The sequence below is a fragment of the Bradyrhizobium sp. USDA 4011 genome (assembly GCF_054063415.1).
On record NZ_JBSSGG010000001.1, the window covers coordinates 2785541 to 2803115 of the forward strand.

Annotated in this window: 14 protein-coding genes and 1 tRNA gene; 6 read left to right on the forward strand and 9 right to left on the reverse strand. The window is 58.9% G+C overall.

What is annotated here, in order from left to right; translation table 11 throughout:
- The first annotated feature begins 620 nt into the window (after positions 1–620).
- Positions 621–2021 carry an FAD-binding oxidoreductase gene (locus tag ACVW1C_RS13040; RefSeq protein ID WP_456758768.1) on the forward strand — a complete coding sequence of 467 codons (1401 nt, stop codon included), beginning with the start codon at positions 621–623 and terminating at the stop codon, positions 2019–2021.
- 352 nt (positions 2022–2373) lie between these two features.
- Here the strand turns inward: ACVW1C_RS13040 and ACVW1C_RS13045 are convergent, their stop codons facing one another.
- Together ACVW1C_RS13045 and ACVW1C_RS13050 are read right to left on the reverse strand one after the other, a co-directional pair.
- Entirely contained in the window at positions 2374–3693 is a 1320-nt protein-coding gene (locus ACVW1C_RS13045) for an MFS transporter (protein ID WP_456758769.1), read from the reverse strand.
- Between the two features lie 65 nt (positions 3694–3758).
- A complete protein-coding gene (locus ACVW1C_RS13050) occupies positions 3759–5600 on the reverse strand; it encodes a feruloyl-CoA synthase (RefSeq protein ID WP_456758770.1) in 1842 nt (613 codons plus the stop codon).
- Positions 5601–5966: 366 nt separating this feature from the next.
- Here ACVW1C_RS13050 and ACVW1C_RS13055 point away from each other — a divergent pair, with 366 nt between their 5' ends.
- On the forward strand, positions 5967–6434 hold the full coding sequence (locus ACVW1C_RS13055; RefSeq protein ID WP_456758771.1) for a MaoC family dehydratase: 468 nt from the start codon (positions 5967–5969) through the stop codon (positions 6432–6434).
- Positions 6435–6505: 71 nt separating this feature from the next.
- Complete coding sequence (locus ACVW1C_RS13060) at positions 6506–7552, forward strand: aldo/keto reductase (RefSeq protein ID WP_456758772.1); 1047 nt, start codon at positions 6506–6508, stop codon at positions 7550–7552.
- A gap of 339 nt (positions 7553–7891) precedes the next feature.
- Here the strand turns inward: ACVW1C_RS13060 and ACVW1C_RS13065 are convergent, their stop codons facing one another.
- The 5 genes from ACVW1C_RS13065 to ACVW1C_RS13085 form a co-directional block, all read right to left on the reverse strand.
- Positions 7892–8470, reverse strand: a complete 579-nt coding sequence (locus ACVW1C_RS13065; protein WP_456758773.1) for a gamma carbonic anhydrase family protein — start codon at positions 8468–8470, stop codon at positions 7892–7894.
- Positions 8471–8856: 386 nt separating this feature from the next.
- The gene (locus ACVW1C_RS13070; RefSeq protein WP_456758774.1) at positions 8857–9150 is read right to left on the reverse strand and encodes a hypothetical protein; all 294 of its coding nucleotides are present in this window, start codon (positions 9148–9150) and stop codon (positions 8857–8859) included.
- Complete coding sequence (locus ACVW1C_RS13075; protein ID WP_456758775.1) at positions 9119–9604, reverse strand: hypothetical protein; 486 nt, start codon at positions 9602–9604, stop codon at positions 9119–9121. The genes ACVW1C_RS13070 and ACVW1C_RS13075 overlap by 32 nt, the downstream gene beginning before the upstream one ends.
- Positions 9605–9615: 11 nt before the next feature.
- Complete coding sequence (locus ACVW1C_RS13080; protein ID WP_456758776.1) at positions 9616–10758, reverse strand: phosphoribosyltransferase-like protein; 1143 nt, start codon at positions 10756–10758, stop codon at positions 9616–9618.
- Between the two features lie 351 nt (positions 10759–11109).
- Positions 11110–11184: transfer RNA gene (locus tag ACVW1C_RS13085), tRNA-Glu, on the reverse strand.
- Positions 11185–11689: 505 nt separating this feature from the next.
- On the opposite strand from ACVW1C_RS13085, the gene ACVW1C_RS13090 reads away from it, so the two are divergent.
- The 3 genes from ACVW1C_RS13090 (at position 11690) to ACVW1C_RS13100 (ending at position 14885) form a co-directional block, all read left to right on the forward strand.
- Positions 11690–12142 carry a (2Fe-2S)-binding protein gene (locus ACVW1C_RS13090; protein ID WP_173638451.1) on the forward strand — a complete coding sequence of 151 codons (453 nt, stop codon included), beginning with the start codon at positions 11690–11692 and terminating at the stop codon, positions 12140–12142.
- Position 12143: 1 nt separating this feature from the next.
- The gene (locus ACVW1C_RS13095) at positions 12144–14471 is read left to right on the forward strand and encodes a molybdopterin cofactor-binding domain-containing protein (protein WP_456758777.1); all 2328 of its coding nucleotides are present in this window, start codon (positions 12144–12146) and stop codon (positions 14469–14471) included.
- Positions 14472–14612: 141 nt separating this feature from the next.
- The gene (locus ACVW1C_RS13100) at positions 14613–14885 is read left to right on the forward strand and encodes a hypothetical protein (RefSeq protein ID WP_456758778.1); all 273 of its coding nucleotides are present in this window, start codon (positions 14613–14615) and stop codon (positions 14883–14885) included.
- Between the two features lie 158 nt (positions 14886–15043).
- Here the strand turns inward: ACVW1C_RS13100 and ACVW1C_RS13105 are convergent, their stop codons facing one another.
- Together ACVW1C_RS13105 and ACVW1C_RS13110 are read right to left on the reverse strand one after the other, a co-directional pair.
- Positions 15044–16774 (reverse strand): methanol/ethanol family PQQ-dependent dehydrogenase, encoded by a 1731-nt coding sequence (locus tag ACVW1C_RS13105; RefSeq protein WP_456758779.1) that lies wholly within the window; start codon positions 16772–16774, stop codon positions 15044–15046.
- A 147-nt stretch (positions 16775–16921) separates the two neighbouring features.
- On the reverse strand, positions 16922–17569 hold the full coding sequence (locus ACVW1C_RS13110; protein WP_456758780.1) for a QcrA and Rieske domain-containing protein: 648 nt from the start codon (positions 17567–17569) through the stop codon (positions 16922–16924).
- Positions 17570–17575: the final 6 nt, after the last annotated feature.

The following is a 17575-nucleotide window of genomic DNA, read 5'->3' on the forward strand; positions in this document are numbered from 1 at the left end:
GAGGCAGCCTCTGAGACCATACCTGCTACTCCGTCAACAAAGGAAGCAGCCGGGTTTGTCCGGCTGCGTAGAAACTACATTCGGGGCCGCATTCGACTTCGGTGAACTCTCACGCCCCACATCGGCACGATGATGGATTCCACCAGTTTGCATGTCAATTGTCATACTACCGAGCAAGGCCTGTCCAAACGCAAGGGTTGATAACCTTCCCCAACAGGCACTCCTGTGATAATGCATTAAATTGATCGAAATCGATTTATTCGTTGAAATCATCGACCTTGGAATGCAAGAATGGATCGGGCCACCCAATTCGCCTCGATCGGCTACGGGGAGCAACTCATGGAGTGTTGGATGATTACGTACACGCTCTCGCGCGGCCCTAACATCCAGGAGCAGGACGTCCGCCTCGGACGGCTCATCATGCTAGTCGTCGGACTATCAATAGCTGTGGTTGCTCGGCCGATCAGCTTTCCGTGGTCATGAGCCAGATAAACCCCTGCAAAGCGAACGCGCCTCATCCGTCAATACGGCCCTGAGAGCCTGGTTGGGCGCCCCTCTGGACCAGCCTGCGGATGCATAGCTCAAGCTGTTCGGGTTCTCGAGAAGGCAAGGAGGAGACGATGCAATACGATGCTAGGATCGACGGAATATCCTCCATTCTACCACCCGACAGCATTCTTGCCGGCCCAGGCATCAGCCCTAAGTACTTTACGGATTGGTTCGGCCGGCCGGTCGCTCCGCCAGCGATCGTAGTCCGGCCGTCCGGAGTCGCGGAGCTCTCTAGGCTTCTTGAGTATTGCAACACGAGGAGCTGGCGAGTTGTTTCTCAAGGGGGCATGACAGGGCTGGTATCGGCCGCTTTGCCCAAAGGCAATGAAGTTGTCGTCTCGCTTGAGCGGATGTCAAAGATCATTGCGCTGGATAGGAACGCGAAGACGATGACGGTTGAAGCCGGCATCACGCTACAGCAGGTTCAAGAAAGCGCTGAGGAACATCGTCTCATTTTTCCACTCGATCTTGCTGCACGCGGAAGCGCAACTATTGGCGGCGTGATCGCCACTAACGCAGGCGGCACGATGGTCATACGATTTGGGATGACGCGCGAGCTAGTGTTAGGATTGGAGGTTGTTCTTGCGGATGGAACGATCGTGAACTCCATGCATCCATATCTCAAGAATAACACGGGTTATGACATAAAGCAGAACTTCATCGGAAGTGAGGGAACGCTTGGGATCGTTACCAAAGCTATTCTACGCCTTTTTCCTAAGCCGAATGAGAATGCTGTCGCGATCTGCGCCGTACCGAGTTTCCCGGCGCTCGTCTCTCTTCTTGGACATATGCGCGATAACTTGGAAGGAAGCCTGTTTGCATTCGAGGCGATGTGGGAATCATATTATGAATTGGCAATTTTGCTTCCGTTTGTTCGGGCCCCGCTTCCACTCGGAAGTCCCTTCTATGCTCTGATCGAGGTTGCTGGTTTGGAGAGCGCTCATCGGCTCGAGAGCGTCCTCCAAGACGCTTTGCGCAAGAATATCATCAACGACGCCGTCATCGCCAAGTCTACCGCGGATGCTCGTGCAATCTGGCGTATCCGCGAAGCGGCCTTTGAGGCCGTTGGGCAGAGATCGCCCTTCGTCGCTTTTGATGTGAGCATGCGCCTTGATCTGATGATTGAATACCTTGAAGCTCTCAAGGCTCGCCTCCGCACCGCCTTGGGACCAATTTCCGTAAGTACCATTGCTCATCTTGGCGACAACAATCTTCACGTTGCAGTTCACTACGATGCTGCGCTCGGAGATGTCACGGCTGATATCAAGGCAATTTTCTACCGCATTACCGGGGAATATCAGGGATCAATCTCTGCCGAGCATGGGATCGGCATCGATAAGAGAGATTACCTTCATCACAGTCGCACTCCGGAGGAGGTGGCATTGATGAAGACGCTCAAACGCTCGCTCGATCCCAACAACATTCTCAACCCCGATCGAATATTTGTGATCGAGACGCAGTGGGCAGATTGAACCGGACTAGGACGGATTCGGTGCGAGCCTGCACGGCTGAGCAGCGACACCAACGAGAACGCCGGTTCAGTCGCGTTGACGGTCGCCGGCAGAGTCATTGATGACGCACTGATCGACATCATCGCCACGAGAGGGAACGGCTCCCATTCTTTGTGGCCTCTGGGCCGACCAAGCGTGTTGCTCACATCCTCCCCAAGTGCCCGTTGATGCCGCCGCGTGGTTTAGCAATCGTGCGCCGCTGAAAACGGCGCTGCTCGTTCTATAGCTTCGATCCGCGAGATCGCGCCCGCACTCGCGGGCGCTCTTCCTTTGCCGACTTCCGCTTGATACCGCGGGATGCGATCCTGCGCTATCAGGCACGCCCTTTTGGTGTTCGCCGAAGCTGAGGCATCGCCAGGATTAAGATACTTCCGATGCATAGAAAAATGGCGATCGCGGTGAGGCTTGCGGAAAACCCTTCCGTCGACTCGCGCAATTTTCCGATCAAGTAGGGTCCCGCATAGCCGCCCAGGTTTCCGATCGAGTTAACGACGGCAATTCCACTTGTGGCAGCCGATCCTGCCAACACAGTACTTGGTATCGTCCAATAGATTGGAGCCGAGCAGTAAACCCCAGCAGCGATCAGACAGAACGAAAATATGATGACGGCCGTGTCAGAACTCTGAAAGCTGAGGACAAAGCCGAGAGCAGCAACGAGCCCCGCGACGGCAATATGCCACCGTCGTTCTTTGCGCCAGTCGGAGTGACGCGAGTAAAGGACGACCGCGACGATCGCGATCACATTGGGAATGAGCATCAAGAGTCCAACGCGTTCGTTCGAGACACCCGCGAGGCTCTTTAGGATTTGCGGTCCCCAAAACACGAAACCCCAAATGCCAACCGTAAAGCAGAACAGAATGGCCGCTAGCCACCAGACGGTTGCACTCAAGAAACCGTCGCGCAGCGCCAGATGATGCGGTTCCGGCTTATTGCGCGACAGTATCCTCACCATTTCGGCTCTTTCATCGTTGTTGAGCCATTTTGCCGACGAAGGATCATCCGACATCCAGACAAAGGCCGCTACGCCAAGTATGACCGCAGGCAGGCCTTCCACGATGAACATCAGTTGCCAACCCTTCAGTCCAAATGCGCTCAAGCCAAGCATGTAGCTCGATAAAGGGCCGGTGATGACGTTTGCGAGTGGCAGCGCGATGAACATTGCGCCGGTGATGCGACCGCGGACACTATCCGGGAACCACGCCGCGAGATAGATGATGATGCATGGTACAAATCCGGCCTCTGCAACACCGAGGAAAAAGCGAAGAATGTAGAACTGCGCGGTGGTCGAGACAAAAGCAGTCCCCGCAGAGATGAGCCCCCAAGTCATCAAGATCCGAGCCAACCAAATGCGCGCGCCGAGGCGGCGAAGGAATATGACGTTCGCAGGGACTTCGAATACAAAATAACCGAAGAAGAACAATCCCGCGGCGACCCCAAACGCCGCCGGATCGATTTGAAGATCATGATTCATTGAAAGCGCGGCGAAACTGACGTTCGCCCGATCAATAACGGAAGAAAGGAACATTAACGTAACGAGGGGCACGATCCGCCATCCCACCCTCCGCAATACTGTCGGACTGCTGGTTAGCTTGATCTCGTCGCTCAGCGAGCTCACCACGGTCGGTATCGTCATATGCTTCCCCCTTTCAGCAATTCTTCGATTAAACTTTGTAGAAGGTTCGCGTGCCCTGACCATTCTCAGAGGACGATCACATGTCCGGGCGGGGATCTCGCGTACAGATCCTCGACCAGGACCGACCGAGCAGCGAGAACGCCGCGCTGGTTGATGTAGCCCTTGTCGGTGGTCTCACCCTTACCGAGAGAGGGCGGCTCTGCGAGAAGATGAAAGGCGGCGACCCGACGCGAGCTACCTAGGTTGGCCGCGTTGTATTGGGATAAGGCTTCTCGAACAGCATTTTGAACGTCGGGGTTGGTGTGCAGCGCTATTTCATTGCGCATCCAATTCGCACAACCGGACGGGCTCGGCCATGCGAGAATTCGAACATCGTCCCGCCCCTCACCTGCAACAACGACGTCCTGTAGGAGTGGATTGGTCGCAGAAAGAACGGCCAGACGTAGCGCCCCGACATTCACAAACGTGCCGCTGACGAGTTTGAAATTCTCGCTTGCCCGTCCGGCAAACCGCATTCCCTGTTCCGGGTGGTTAGCATCGACGAGGCGCATGGCATCACCGACCTTGTAGAAGCCCTCTTCATCGAAGGCTGCAGCGGTCAGTTCCGGACATCTCCAGTACCCTGGAGTTACCGCCGCGCCTCGAACGCGCGCTTCAAACCGATCGCCGAGCGGGACGAGCTTAACTTCAAGCCCGGGCAACGGAACCCCAACCTCACCGTGGCCGTCCGTGTACCAACACGTTGAACTAATGCCAGGTCCCGCTTCCGTTGCCCCCCACGCCGAAAGAAATGCGATCTTCTTGCCGATCGTCTTGATCGACAATGCCTGCAAGCGGCTCCACACTTCTTGGGGAAGGCTAGCTCCTGAGTACGACACATAACAAAGACGACGAAAGAAGCTTTCGCACAGCTCTTCATCCGCTTCCATCACGTCCGCTAGCGCTGCGAAGGCGGCAGGCACGCCCTGCACGAACGTGGGGGATATTTCCTTGAGGTTACGAACGGTCTCGCTGATTTCCGACGAAAGCGGCTTCCCTCGATCTATGTACATCGTGCCGCCATTGTAGATGACGTTACTTACGTTGTTTGTTCCCCCCAGTGAGTGGTGCCACGGGAGCCAGTCGACGAGAACATAGTCCTCGTCATCCCAGGGGAACATCTCGCCGACCGCAACAGCGGAACTACAGATGTTGCCATGGGTATTCATCACCCCCTTCGGGAGACCAGTCGATCCCGAGGTGAAGATGATCTTGGCGACCGTAGAGGTTGTAACAGCCTCGAACGCTGACTCGAACTTGGACTCAGGACGTACGTTTTGAAGATCGTCTAACGATGTGGCCCCCTTATCATTTTCGCCGACAATCCACTCCGCACCTGCGAAAGAAGGTATCTGTCTAACTGACTCGTACCCGGAGAGTTGTTGAGCAAATACCGCCGCCGGACGGAGCACCTCGCCGATATGCCTAAGACGCTCCAACCCGCCCTCGAGCCGGCTGTATTGAGGTGAAATGGGCGCAGCTGGAATTCCCACCGACATTGCGCCGAACGCGATCATCGCATGCGCTATCGAATTCTGGGACAAGATCGCAACCGGTCGCTCCGCGGTTTGACCGCGATCGACCAAAGCTTGACCGATGGCTGAGATACGTCGCCAAGCTTCCTTATAAGTCAGCTTGATCCATTGATTGTCCGTACCACGCTCGGCCAAGAATGTGCGAGCCGGCCTCAGCTCTGCCCAATATCGGATATGCTCGATGAAGTTCGACCGTGGTTTGCCCTCTGGACCGTCGGATCGAAGAATGATCGTCCCGTCGCCCCGTCGTTCGACTTGGATGCGCGGCCTAATGAACCTCGCTGCCCGAAACCCAGGATCGGCGCCGTCATGCGTGTCGACAGAAGCCTGCATTTGGCTAGCTCCAACCCTCTAGAGAGCTGCGTGGGGACAACCGGCAAGAAGGTCGGGGATACAAGCCGCACTGCAGGACCATAAGCGACGCCGTCCGGCGCTCACTTACGCAATCCAAGCCGGGGCCGATCATTGTGCAGAAGCATCTGCTGTGCTGCCGCTCTAGGTGCATCCTGGTCATTCCCACCGCCTATCTGACAGCAGCTTGCCGCCGCTGGTTCTTTGCCAGCGACTCTGCCCCTTGAAATCAATTTGTCAACCAAAAATCGATTTATTGGCTTGACCTAGGTCGTCCGATCGAGCGATCATGCTAATGTCGATTATCCTGCAGATATCTATTATTCACGGCTCGCAAGGCAACCTGGCATGGAAAACCGGAAGGAAATCAGTATCGACCAGCTGAGGAAGCTGGTCGGTAAAGAGATTGGGCTGTCAAAGTGGTTCGTAATTGACCAGGAGATGATCAACGAATTCGCCAAGCTGACTGGCGATGACCAATTCCACCACACCGATCCCGAACGAGCAAAACTGACTCCATTCGGAGGCACCATAGCGCACGGCTTACTTACCCTTTCGCTCCTGCGGGCTATGTTCGAGGAGAGCAACGCGCCCCGCGTGCACGGCATGACAATGGCGATTAGTTACGGCGCAAATCGGCTGAGATTTACTGCTCCAGTTCGGTCAGGCGGGCGCGTCAGAGGTCGTTTCGTTCTTTCCGATCTTGTCGAAAAGGACCCTAGAACTTTTATGCAGACCTTCGAATTCACCGTAGAAATCGAAAATGAAGAGAAGCCCGCTCTGATCGCAGAGTGGCTTATCATGCTGATCCTGTGATGAATGGCTAGTGCGTCCAGGGTCGCGTCGCGGAACGCCAGCGGCCGAAAGAGCAGATTTGGAGAATACTCTTGAAGTATCGGACGTTCGGAAATCATACCGGTCTACGAGTATCGGAACTGGTTTTGGGCACCGCCAATTTCGGTACGCGGTGGGGATATGGCGCCCCGCCGGACGAATCGGCAAAGATCCTCGATGCGTTCGTCGATGCCGGTGGGAACTTCATTGACTCAGCTGATAGCTACCAGTCCGGTGAGTCAGAGGAGCTGTTGGGCCGGCTCCTAGCCGGTCGTAGAGAAGACGTGGTCCTCGCGACGAAGTTCACCAAGACCTCGGTTCAAGGCGGCAGCCCACTTGCCGCGGGCAACAGTCGGAAGGCCATGGTTTCGTCCCTTGAAGCAAGCCTTAGGCGACTGCAAACCGACCGGGTCGACGTCTATTGGGTTCACTACGCAGATGGTTTTACGCCGATCGACGAGATTCTCAGAGGGCTCGACGACTTGGCGCGCGCCGGAAAGATCCTTTATGCCGGTTTCTCAAATTTCCCGGCATGGCGGATAGCGCGTGGCGCGACAATCGCAGAGCTAAGGGGATCATTGCCAATAGCTGGTCTCCAAATCGAGTATAGTCTCGTTCAACGAACCGGCGAGCACGATTTGATTCCAATGGCTCAGTCACTGGGTTTAGGTACCGTCGCGTGGTCGCCGCTGGGCGGAGGAATGCTTACCGGCAAGTATCGTCGTGGTGAGGCCGGCCGCGCGCAAGGGCTTGGAGGTCGTGTCTTTCAACCGGAGGATACCAAGCAACGAACCTCAATCTTGGATACCGTACTCGCGCTCGCAATCGAAACGGGAGCGTCTCCAAGTCAAGTAGCCATCGCTTGGGTTTCGTCGAAGCGAGTGTTTCCTATCATTGGCCCCCGCACGCGTGAACAGGTAGGCGATAACATTGCTGCGGTCGACCTCGTTCTAACGCGCGATCAGATAATGCGCCTTGATCAGGCCAGCACGATTCCAGCTATCTTCCCATACAGCTTCCTGAACAATCAAGAGCACCGACAGAGAGCTTCAGGCGGCAAGCTTGAACAGATGGAAATGCCTATAACGCCTGTCCGATAGTGCGCCCCAGACTGGCAACTACGGCCGCGCACCCGCGAACGGGAGAAGTGAACCAAAAGCGGCTTCTGGCTGCGTGCAGAAGGAGCTCTGTGCTACAATATGTCGGCCCCCCGCTGTTGTGATACTTGGCTAGAAGCATGGACGGGAATAGGAGCGGGCCGATCAACCGTTCCGTCGATGGTCCCTCTGGGCAAGCGCCTGATAGAGTGAATAAGCTGGTGATTCCGGTAAGCTGCGCGGAAACGATCATAGGCTGAATAATCGTTATCTAGTCGGATACGCCCAGCCGTCAGTTCCTGAAACTTCTCTATCGAGGCGGAGCGATATCTCCTCGGGCCCTCAGCCGATGCCAAGCTGCTTAGCGAGCCGCTCCGCCTCCTTCTTAATATCAATCGGAGTTAAACCGACCCATGCACGATGGTTGCCTGCGGCGTAAGCCGTGGCGTTCTTGTAGTACAGAAGCGCATTGGCGATGTTGGCTACCGATGAATCGCGCTCACGCGCTACCTTACCGGGCGATCCCATGACCACCGATCCACGTGGGATCACCGTTCCCTCTGGGATGAAAGTATGCCCGGCGACGATCGATCCTCTTCCTATGACACAACCATCCATGATCGTACTGCCAATTCCGATCAGGCAGTAATCCTCGATCGAGCATCCATGCAGGACCGCCTTATGAGTGATCGAGCAATAGTCGCCGACAATAGTTGGATGTTGCGCGCCTACATGCAGCATGGCTAGATCCTGCACGTTGGAATAGCGACCTATCGAAACGTATCGGTGCTCGCTCCGGATGACGCTATTAAACCAGACGCTGCTTCCCTCACCCAAGCTTACTTTGCCGAACAGCGCCGCCGATGGCGCAACGAACGCTGCGCGGCTCGTCTCGATCGAGGCATTGTCTAGATCATTCATCAACGGTTTCTCCGCTGCCTTTGTAGGTGGCTCGATTTAGAATCTAACCGGTCGGCCCTACCACTCCGTAGGGTCACGAGCTCGTAGTGAGCTGCTCAATCGGTGCCCCAATCTTCGTGACATGTTCGGCGTCGTTCGCGATACGCTCGCCGTACGAACAGTGCCCGTTTCGCGGACCTGCCATCAGTACGCGCTGCGTCACCAATTGTGATCAGAGAATCACGCGAACGGTTCTCCCGCCGCCAAAATTAACGCAGAAAATCGATGAGTCAATTAATAATTGATTTTTATGCCTTCCCTCGACTCTTCTAGGTGAACGGAGGCCAGAGACTCGCGATTTGGATCGAGCAGGCAATGATCCGCACACCGCGAATATGAATGAAAACCTAGATCGCCCGTTCGCGTCGAGATACGACCAGGCGCATTACCGAGCTCAAGCACCCGCCAATCCGGACCTTATCCTCGGTCTTGCGCACCGGCACCTTCCCACCCTGAATAAAGAACAGCACCGCGATCGCTGCTGGCAAATCCGCATCAACGAGGTGCTTCAGCGCCGACAGCTTTATCCGGGGTGGCGCGCCTGACTTTTCCGTCGACTTCACTTGCACGAGGAACTTCGGCAGATCATTCTGCGCATCAAGCGGGCGGTCATGCCAATATAGTGTCCTTGCATCTTTCAAGGCGCAAAGATCGACGTTCCAGATTACGAACCAGGCCCAATACGGCGCGCGCCTGAATAAGGGCGAGAACAAGCTTTGTCCGAAGCGTCTCGTCGTAGGGCAGCTCCCAGAAATCGCGATATTCCCCTTCCAGCGGAAGCCGAACGGCCGCGATCTTTTGCTGCCCTTTCTGGATGAACTGACAGGCCTCGAGTGCCTGAATGATATCCGAATACCCATCCTTTTCCGGATCCGAAAGGACTGCTTCAACCATGCGTGCTTCAAGAAGTGTTGCAAGCGTGGTCTTGCCGCTCCCGGGCGTCCCTACAATGCGGATGAGCTTCTCGAAAAGTTGTCCACGCTTGGCTGCGTCGCCCAGATACGTTCGGAGCGGTTCCGGGCTTACGAGCGAGAGAAACGCAGCTTCGTCTTCTCGAAGATATTCTGTTGCGCGCTTCTCGAAGGGATTTGCCATGTCATGCTTCTTCAGGAATGTCTGTGACGGCGTGGGAACAGGGCGCGCATCGGATGCGCGCCGCCCTTTCCCTCGGTTTCCGCCCAGAGCAAAGTCAGCGAATTGTTTGGGCAATTGTGCTCAAGAACAACAGGAAGGGCGCATTCAGCGTAGCCGCGCTTCAAATCCTTCTGTTCCGTACCGAGATGAGCCTTGAGCTGTTCGTAGATGTCGGGGTCATAATATTTTTCCGTGAGCTTCCAGATTTCAGGGTCGCGCTGCTCATCGACTGTGACGGTCGGTGGCAGCAGCAATCCCTCGGTCACTGTCACATCTGGAAACCAATCGGTCACGTCCGCTTTCACGGCATCGAGACGCGTCAGGATCGCATTTCGAGCCTGGGTGGTTGAGATGTAGTGATGGACACGCATGGCGGCATCGGGCGCGAGCGGAAAATGCTTGTTGTTCTCAAGAAACTGTTTGCGCGTTTCGACGACGGCAGTGAAGAACTTATAAATCTTGCCGGTCCATTTTCCGTTATCCTTCTTCCTGACGAACGTTGTTCCCGATGCCGTAAAATCATCGATAAGAACGACATTGCGGAACAGCGCCTCGCCAGTGCCGCCAAGCTTGGCGAGATCAGTGGCGAGATTCGAGCTGAGATCCTCCCATTTTTCGTGATCGATGTGGGTAGCCAGTACAATCTGGTCGTTGACCAGCGTCCCGGCGTTGGCTCGCCGCAATAGGTCGATGCGAGCACCATCACTGAGTCCGATGTATAGCGTTTGCCGTCGACGGCGCTTTAATTCGGCACTCGCATCGGGATCGGCTAACGTAAGGTACGCGGGGACCTTGCATGCGTCGCCGACCGCCCTTCTGAGCATTGGCTCGACGAAGCGAGGCTGGAGCTCGACGACAAGCCGTTTGACCTCGCTCGCGGAAAAATAGACCAACCGATGCTTGACGAAGTGGTAAGCGGTCTGTCGATCAGCCTGCTCGAATTGGGCAAGCCATCCCGCCAGGCTCTCCGCAAATCGGACGCCCGCGACGTAGTCGCCATATCCATCGTACTTTAGGCCTGCAATTAGGCGAACCCAAGCATACTCCTGGGTCGCGACGTCCTCACCCCATTGCATGATGCGCCTGAGAAGGCGCAGCGCCAGTTGCTCATCCATCCTTCTGATCACTAAGAAAGGGACGCCGAACGACGCGGAAGACGCCAGCGAACCGAATCGGACAATGGTTCATCTTAGCGGAACTGGCTGCCTGAGTTCCGCTCCACCGAGCGTTGTGGTCGACTTTTACCCATCGGCGACGCGCGACGATGCAATCGTGCGCGAAAGCCTGCGCGAGCAGACCGCGCGCTCAGCGCTTAGGAGGCACTGAACTTTAGCCGGCGATGAAAGCTAGAGTAAGCTGCGGCTGGGCCGTACTAGTTAGCCGTCAGAGTCCGGCAACGTTCGCCGACGCTTATTCAACGGATATTCGACGACTTTTCAATGCAAGTTCTAAGTCGTTGAAATCTCTGGCGCTCCCTAGGGGAATCGAACCCCTGTTTCAGCCTTGAGAGGGCCGCGTCCTAACCGCTAGACGAAGGGAGCGTTGGGGGGAAGACAATAGCCTCGAAATCGCCCCGCCGCAAGATGGCTTGTGCATTGCGGCGGGATTTTGTCATCCATGCTTACCATGCCGTGCCGGCGATTTCGGCGCGGGAGCGGCCCCGCAACGCCCCTGCGCCCCGCGGGGCCTCAGCGCGCCGCACCCGCACGGACGCGATGCGGCCGCGCCGCCCGCATGATGGCTACCTCCGGATGTCATATCTGTATCGTGCACGGCCCTGCTTTCGCCAAACGGAAATGCAAAACACCTGGCTGTGAAGTCACCCGACGGCCTGCCTCTGCTAACATCGCAGTTTTTCACCATGCTGCGCCGGGCAAGGCGCTCGAGAAGCGAGAGGAGTGCTTGGAACAAAGCGCAAACCCGCCAGCACGGCAATTTGGCTCACGAACATCTTGGCAAAAACAAACATCAACGCGGCCGCAGGCCATGGAAGACGTTCCGCCCTGCCCGCACCGGTCAATAGCTTAAGCAGAGCGAGGAAAGACCATGATCAAACTAAAAATCAACGGCCAGGAACAGAATTGGGACGGCGACCCTAATCTTTCGCTGCTCTGGTATCTCCGTGACGAAGCAGGGCTCACGGGCACCAAGTTCGGCTGCGGCCAGGCGCTATGCGGCGCCTGCACCGTGATCGTCGACAAGGAGGCGGTGCGCGCCTGCATCACCTCGGTCTCCGACGTCGTCGGCCGCGAGGTCACCACCATCGAGGGGCTGCACCCGACCGGCGACCATCCGGTGCAGAAGGCATGGCGCCAGGTCAATGTTCCGCAGTGCGGCTACTGCCAGGCCGGCCAGATCATGCAGGCCGCGGCGCTGCTGGACCAGAACCCGAAGCCCAACCACGACCAGATCCGCGAAGCCATGTCCGGCAACATCTGCCGCTGCGGCTGCTACCAGCGGATCGAGAATGCCGTCCATCTCGCATCGACGGGAGTGTGACATGAACATCCGCACCAACATACCCACCAACTCTGGCAAGCTTCGCGGCTTCGAGAAGCACGTGAAGGTCGAGAACGTTTCGCGCCGCAGTATCCTCAAGGGTCTCGGCATCGCCGGCTCTTTCGTGCTCGCCGCACCCGTGATGACGCGGCAGGCGTTCGCCTATGAGACCGGTGCCGGCAAGATGCCGCACGGCGTCGTGGTCGACCCGCGCGTGTTCGTCGCGATCGCCCCCGACGGCGTGGTCACCATCCTGGCGCACCGCTCCGAGATGGGCACCGGCGTCCGCACCAGCCTGCCCTTGATCGTCGCCGAGGAGATGGAGGCCGACTGGTCGCGCGTCCATGTCCAGCAGGCGCATGGCGACGAGGTCAAGTTCGGCAACCAGGACACCGACGGCTCGCGCAGCACGCGGCACTATCTGATCCCGATGCGCCAGATCGGCGCCTCCGCGCGCTCGATGCTGGAAGCCGCCGCCGCCAAGAAATGGGGCGTGCCGGTCGCCGAGGTGAAGGCGCAGAACCATGAGGTTGTGCACAGCTCAAGCGGACGCAAGATCGGCTTCGGCGATCTCGCGGCCGATGCCGCCAAGGAGTCGGTGCCGAGCATCGAAGGCCTCAAGCTGAAGGACCCGAAGGACTTCCGCTATCTCGGCAAGGGCGAGGTCTCGATCGTCGACCTGCACGACATCACCACCGGCAAGGCGCAGTACGGCGCCGATGTCCGCCTCCCCGGCCTGAAATACGCGGTCATCGCCCGTCCGCCGGTTACCGGCGGCAAGCTCAAGTCGTTCGACGACAGCGCGGCGATGAAGGTGCCCGGCGTCGAGAAGGTGATGGAGGTCAAAGGCTGGCCCTGGCCGTCCAAGTTCCAGCCGCTCGGCGGCGTGGCCGTGATCGCGCGCAACACCGGCGCCGCCATCAAGGGCCGCGACGCGCTGAAGATCGTCTGGGATGACGGCGCGAACGCCAAATACGACTCCGTCACCTATCGTGCCTCGCTCGAGGAGGCCGCGCGCAAGCCCGGCCTCGTGGTGCGGAAGGAAGGCGACGTCGATGCGGCGCTGAAGAGCGCCGACAAGGTGATCGTGGGCGAATATTATCTGCCGCATCTCGCCCATGTCAGCATGGAGCCGCCGGTCGCGGTTGCCGACGTCAAGGGCGACAAGGCCCAGATCTGGGCGCCGGTGCAGAGCCCCGGTGGCACCCGCGAGGACGTCGCCAAGACGCTCGGCATCCCCGAGGACAATGTCACCGTCAACGTGACGCTGCTCGGCGGCGGCTTCGGCCGCAAGTCGAAATGCGACTTCGCGCTCGAGGCGGCACTGTTGTCGAAGGAACTCGGCGCGCCGGTCAAGGTGCAGTGGACCCGTGAGGACGACGTGCATCACGACTTCCTGCACACGGTCTCCGTGGAACGGATCGAGGCCGGTCTCGACAAGAGCGGCAAGGTGATCGCGTGGCGGCACCGCAGCGTGGCGCCGACCATCGCCTCCACCTTCGCCGCCGGCGCCAACCACGAAGCGCCGTTCGAGCTCGGCATGGGCCTGATCGACAACCCGTTTGAGATCGCCAATCTGCAGTGCGAAAATCCGGAAGCGGCCGCGTTCACGCGGATCGGCTGGTTCCGCTCGGTGTCCAACATCCCGCGCGCCTTCGCGGTGCAATCCATGGTCGGGGAAATCGCGCATGCGACGGGCCGCGACCAGAAGGAGATGCTGCTGGAGTTGATCGGAAGCCCGCGGATCGTCAACCTGTCCTCGGTGAAGGATCCGTGGAACTACGGCGAGCCCTTTGACAGCTACCCGATCGACACCGCGCGGCTCCGCAAGGTGGTCGAACTGGTTGCCGAAAAGGGCGAGTGGGGCCGATCGTTGCCGAAGGGCCATGGTCTCGGCATCGCCGTGCACCGCTCGTTCGTCAGCTACATCGCAACCATCGTCGAGGTGGCTGTCGACGACAAGGGCAAGCTCACGGTGCCGCGGGTCGACACCGCGATCGATTGCGGCACCTACGTAAACCCAGAGCGGATCGCCTCGCAGACCGAAGGCGCCGCGATCATGGGGCTGAGCCTCGCCAAATATGGCGAGATCAGCTTCAAGGACGGCAAGGTGCAGCAGGGCAATTTCGACGACTTCCCGGTGATCCGGATCGACGAGTCGCCTGTGATCACCAACGTCTACATCGTGCCGCCCGGGGCAGACACCCCGCCGAGCGGGGTCGGCGAACCCGGCGTGCCGCCGTTCGCACCGGCCCTGAGCAACGCGATCTTTGCCGCCACCGGAAAGCGCATCCGCGCGCTTCCGATCGGCAAGCAGCTGGAGACCTGAAGCAGGAACGTTAGCTGAAGCGGGCCGTTCTCATCGATCCGAGGCATGATCCGGAAAAGTGCGAAGCGGTTTTCCGAGAAGATCATGCCCCAGCAAATCAGCTAAAGCGCGATCTAGATCGCGCTTTAGAGGAGCCGATCGATGAGAACCCCACCTCGAAAATTCCGGACGCTCGCGGCGATCTTGTCCGCGGGCGTCTTGCTTTTTGCGACACAGGCAGCGTTTGCGCAGACCGCCTCGCCGCCGAGCACGACCGCGACGCGTCCAGCGAAAGTGCTGCCCGACCAGACCTCGGTTCCGAGCAGCGGCCCGCCCTCGACCACCGGCCAAACCACAGGCGAGGCCAGCCGTGATCCGACGATCAAGCAGATGAACGAGGACGAGAAGCAGAAGGTCGACACCAAGGGAAAGTAGCGCATGATCCGGAAGGATCATGCGGAAAGCCAAAGCGGACCGGGAAGCGGCGGTCTCCCCAACCGCCGCTTCCCGATCGCATCGCCCCCTATCGGCGAGAAGCGCTTTTCTGGAGCTTCGGTTCTGATTCAATAGAACCGAAGCTCCGATCGCGTGCCTTATTTCTTGTCGAGCGCGAACACCCAGATCACGCCGCCTTGCGGGACGTTGTTCTCGAAGCCCGCAACCTTGCCGGCGAGCGCGTCCTGGATGCGCTGCGCGTCGACGCCCCAGCCCGACTGGACCGCGATGTATTGCTTGCCGTCGACCTCATAGGACATCGGCATCGCCATGATGCCGGAGTTGGTCTTCTGCTCCCACAACAGCTCGCCGGTCTTGGCGTTGAAGATGCGGAACATCCGGTCATTGGTGCCGCCGGCCAGAACCAGGTCGCCTGCGGTCGCCGTCACCGCGCCGAACAATTGCGAGGTCTTGTAGTCGTGCTGCCAGACCTTCTTGCCGGTGACCGGATCCCATGCCTGCAACTCGCCGAAATGATCGGCGTTCGGTGCCGGCGTCAGGCCGATGTCCTCCGGCTTGGTGCCGAGCCAGAGCTGGCCGGGAACCAAGGGCTGCTTCTCGCCGGTGAAGCCGCCGCAGAAATTCTCGTTGGCGGGAACATAGACGAGCTTGGTGTTCTGGCTGTAGGCCGCCGAAGGCCAGTCCTTGCCGCCCCACAGCGACGGGCAGAACTCGACCCGCTTGCCGAGCACGGGCTTGTGCTCGGGATCGAGGATCGGCCGGCCAGTTTCTGCCTCGATGCCCTTCCAGACATTGGTCTTCACGAACGGCCAGCCGGCGACGTAGTTGATCTTGTCCGGCTTGCGCTCCAGCACCCAGAAGATCGCGTCGCGGCCGGGATGGACCAGGCTCTTGAACGACCGCCCGTCGCGCTGCATGTCGATCAGCATCGGCGCATCGACCTCGTCCCAGTCCCAGGAATCGTTCTGGTGATACTGGAAGTGGGTCTTGATCTTGCCGGTGTCGGGATCGAGCGCGAGCACCGAGCTGGTGTAGAGATTGTCGCCGGGATGCATCGAGCCGGGCCACGGCGCGGCGTTGCCGACGCCCCAATAGACCGTCTTGGTGTCCTTGTCGTAGGTGCCGGTCATCCAGGCCGATCCGCCGCCCGACTTCCAGTCGTCGCCGCTCCAGGTCTCGTGACCGGGCTCGCCTTCGCCGGGGATGGTGAAGGTGCGCCACAGTTCCTTGCCACTGTTGGCGTCGTAGGCGACGACATAGCCGCGCACGCCGAACTCACCGCCGGAGCCACCGACGATCACCTTGCCGTCGACCAACAGCGGCATCAGCGTCATGTACTGACCCTTCTTGTAGTCCTGGACCTTGGTGTCCCAGACCACCTTGCCGGTCTTGGCATCGAGCGCGACGACGTGGTCGTCGGTGGTGGCGAGATAGAGCTTGTCCTCCCACAGGCCGACGCCGCGGCTGGTCGGATGCAGCTGGAACAGATCGTCGGGAAGCTGCCGCTTGTAGCGCCAGTACTCGTCGCCGGTCTTGGCGTTGAGCGCGATCACCTGCCCCATCGGGGTCGCGACGAACATCACGCCGTTGTTGACGATCGGCGGCGCCTCATGGCCTTCGATCACGCCGGTCGAGAAGGTCCAGGCCGGCTTGAGGTCCTTGACGTTGGACGTGTTGATCTGGTTGAGCGGACTGAAACCCTGTCCGTCATAGGTCCGGCGATAGAGCATCCAGTTGCCGGGTTCGGGATTTTCCAGACGCGCAGACGTCACCGAACTGTAGTTTTCGATCGGCCCTGCGACCGCGTAGGTCGAAATGAGGCACGTGAATGCGACACAACTCGACAGTAACCACTGCTTGCTTGTCATGAGATGCTACCTCCCTGCTCTGTTTTGTTTTTTAGCTTTGTTTTGAGCATGATCTCCGCGCAAACGCGTTCCGCGTTTGTCGCGCGGAAAACCGCTTCGCACTTTTCCGGATCATGCTTTAGGTCGTGCAGAAATCCCGATGTGGCCTCATCCTCCCTGCTGAGCACCCACCTTCCCGACGAATGGCGCTGCGACCATGATCGCGCCGTCGGCAACCGTCAGCGGCAATGCCGCGAGGCGACGTGGCGCCGGCCCGAACACGACCTGCGCATTCTGCCGCGGATCGTATTCGGAGTTGTGACAGAGGCATTTCAGAACGTTCTTGTCGCCCTGGTCTTGCTTCACCCAGGCGGTGATCGGACATCCGGCGTGCGAGCAGATGATCGAGTAGCAGACGATGCCGTCGGGCGCGCGCGCACGCGTGGCATCGTCGAGTTCGTTCGGATCGAGCTTGACGAGCACGACCTCGTTGAGCCGCGAACCTTTGCGGACGACGGAGGTCTTCGGGTCCTGCGGCCAGGCGCGAATGGGCGGTCCGCCCAAGGTCAGATCATCCGACTTGATGACCTGGCCGGCTTTGTCGCCTTCGGCGCGCACCAGGACGTCGGCTTTTTGCGGTCGCTCACTGGCGCCGGGCTGTTCTTCATCGTCGGCGGCTGCGGGTTCGATCGCCGCGAGACAGGCGCAGCCCGCAAGCGCGGTCAACACCGCGCGACGCGTCGGGTCGATCCGCGCCCCTGCTGCATCGGATTCACCGGACTGTTTGATGGAAACGCTGGGGTTGGATTGCGACATGGCGCA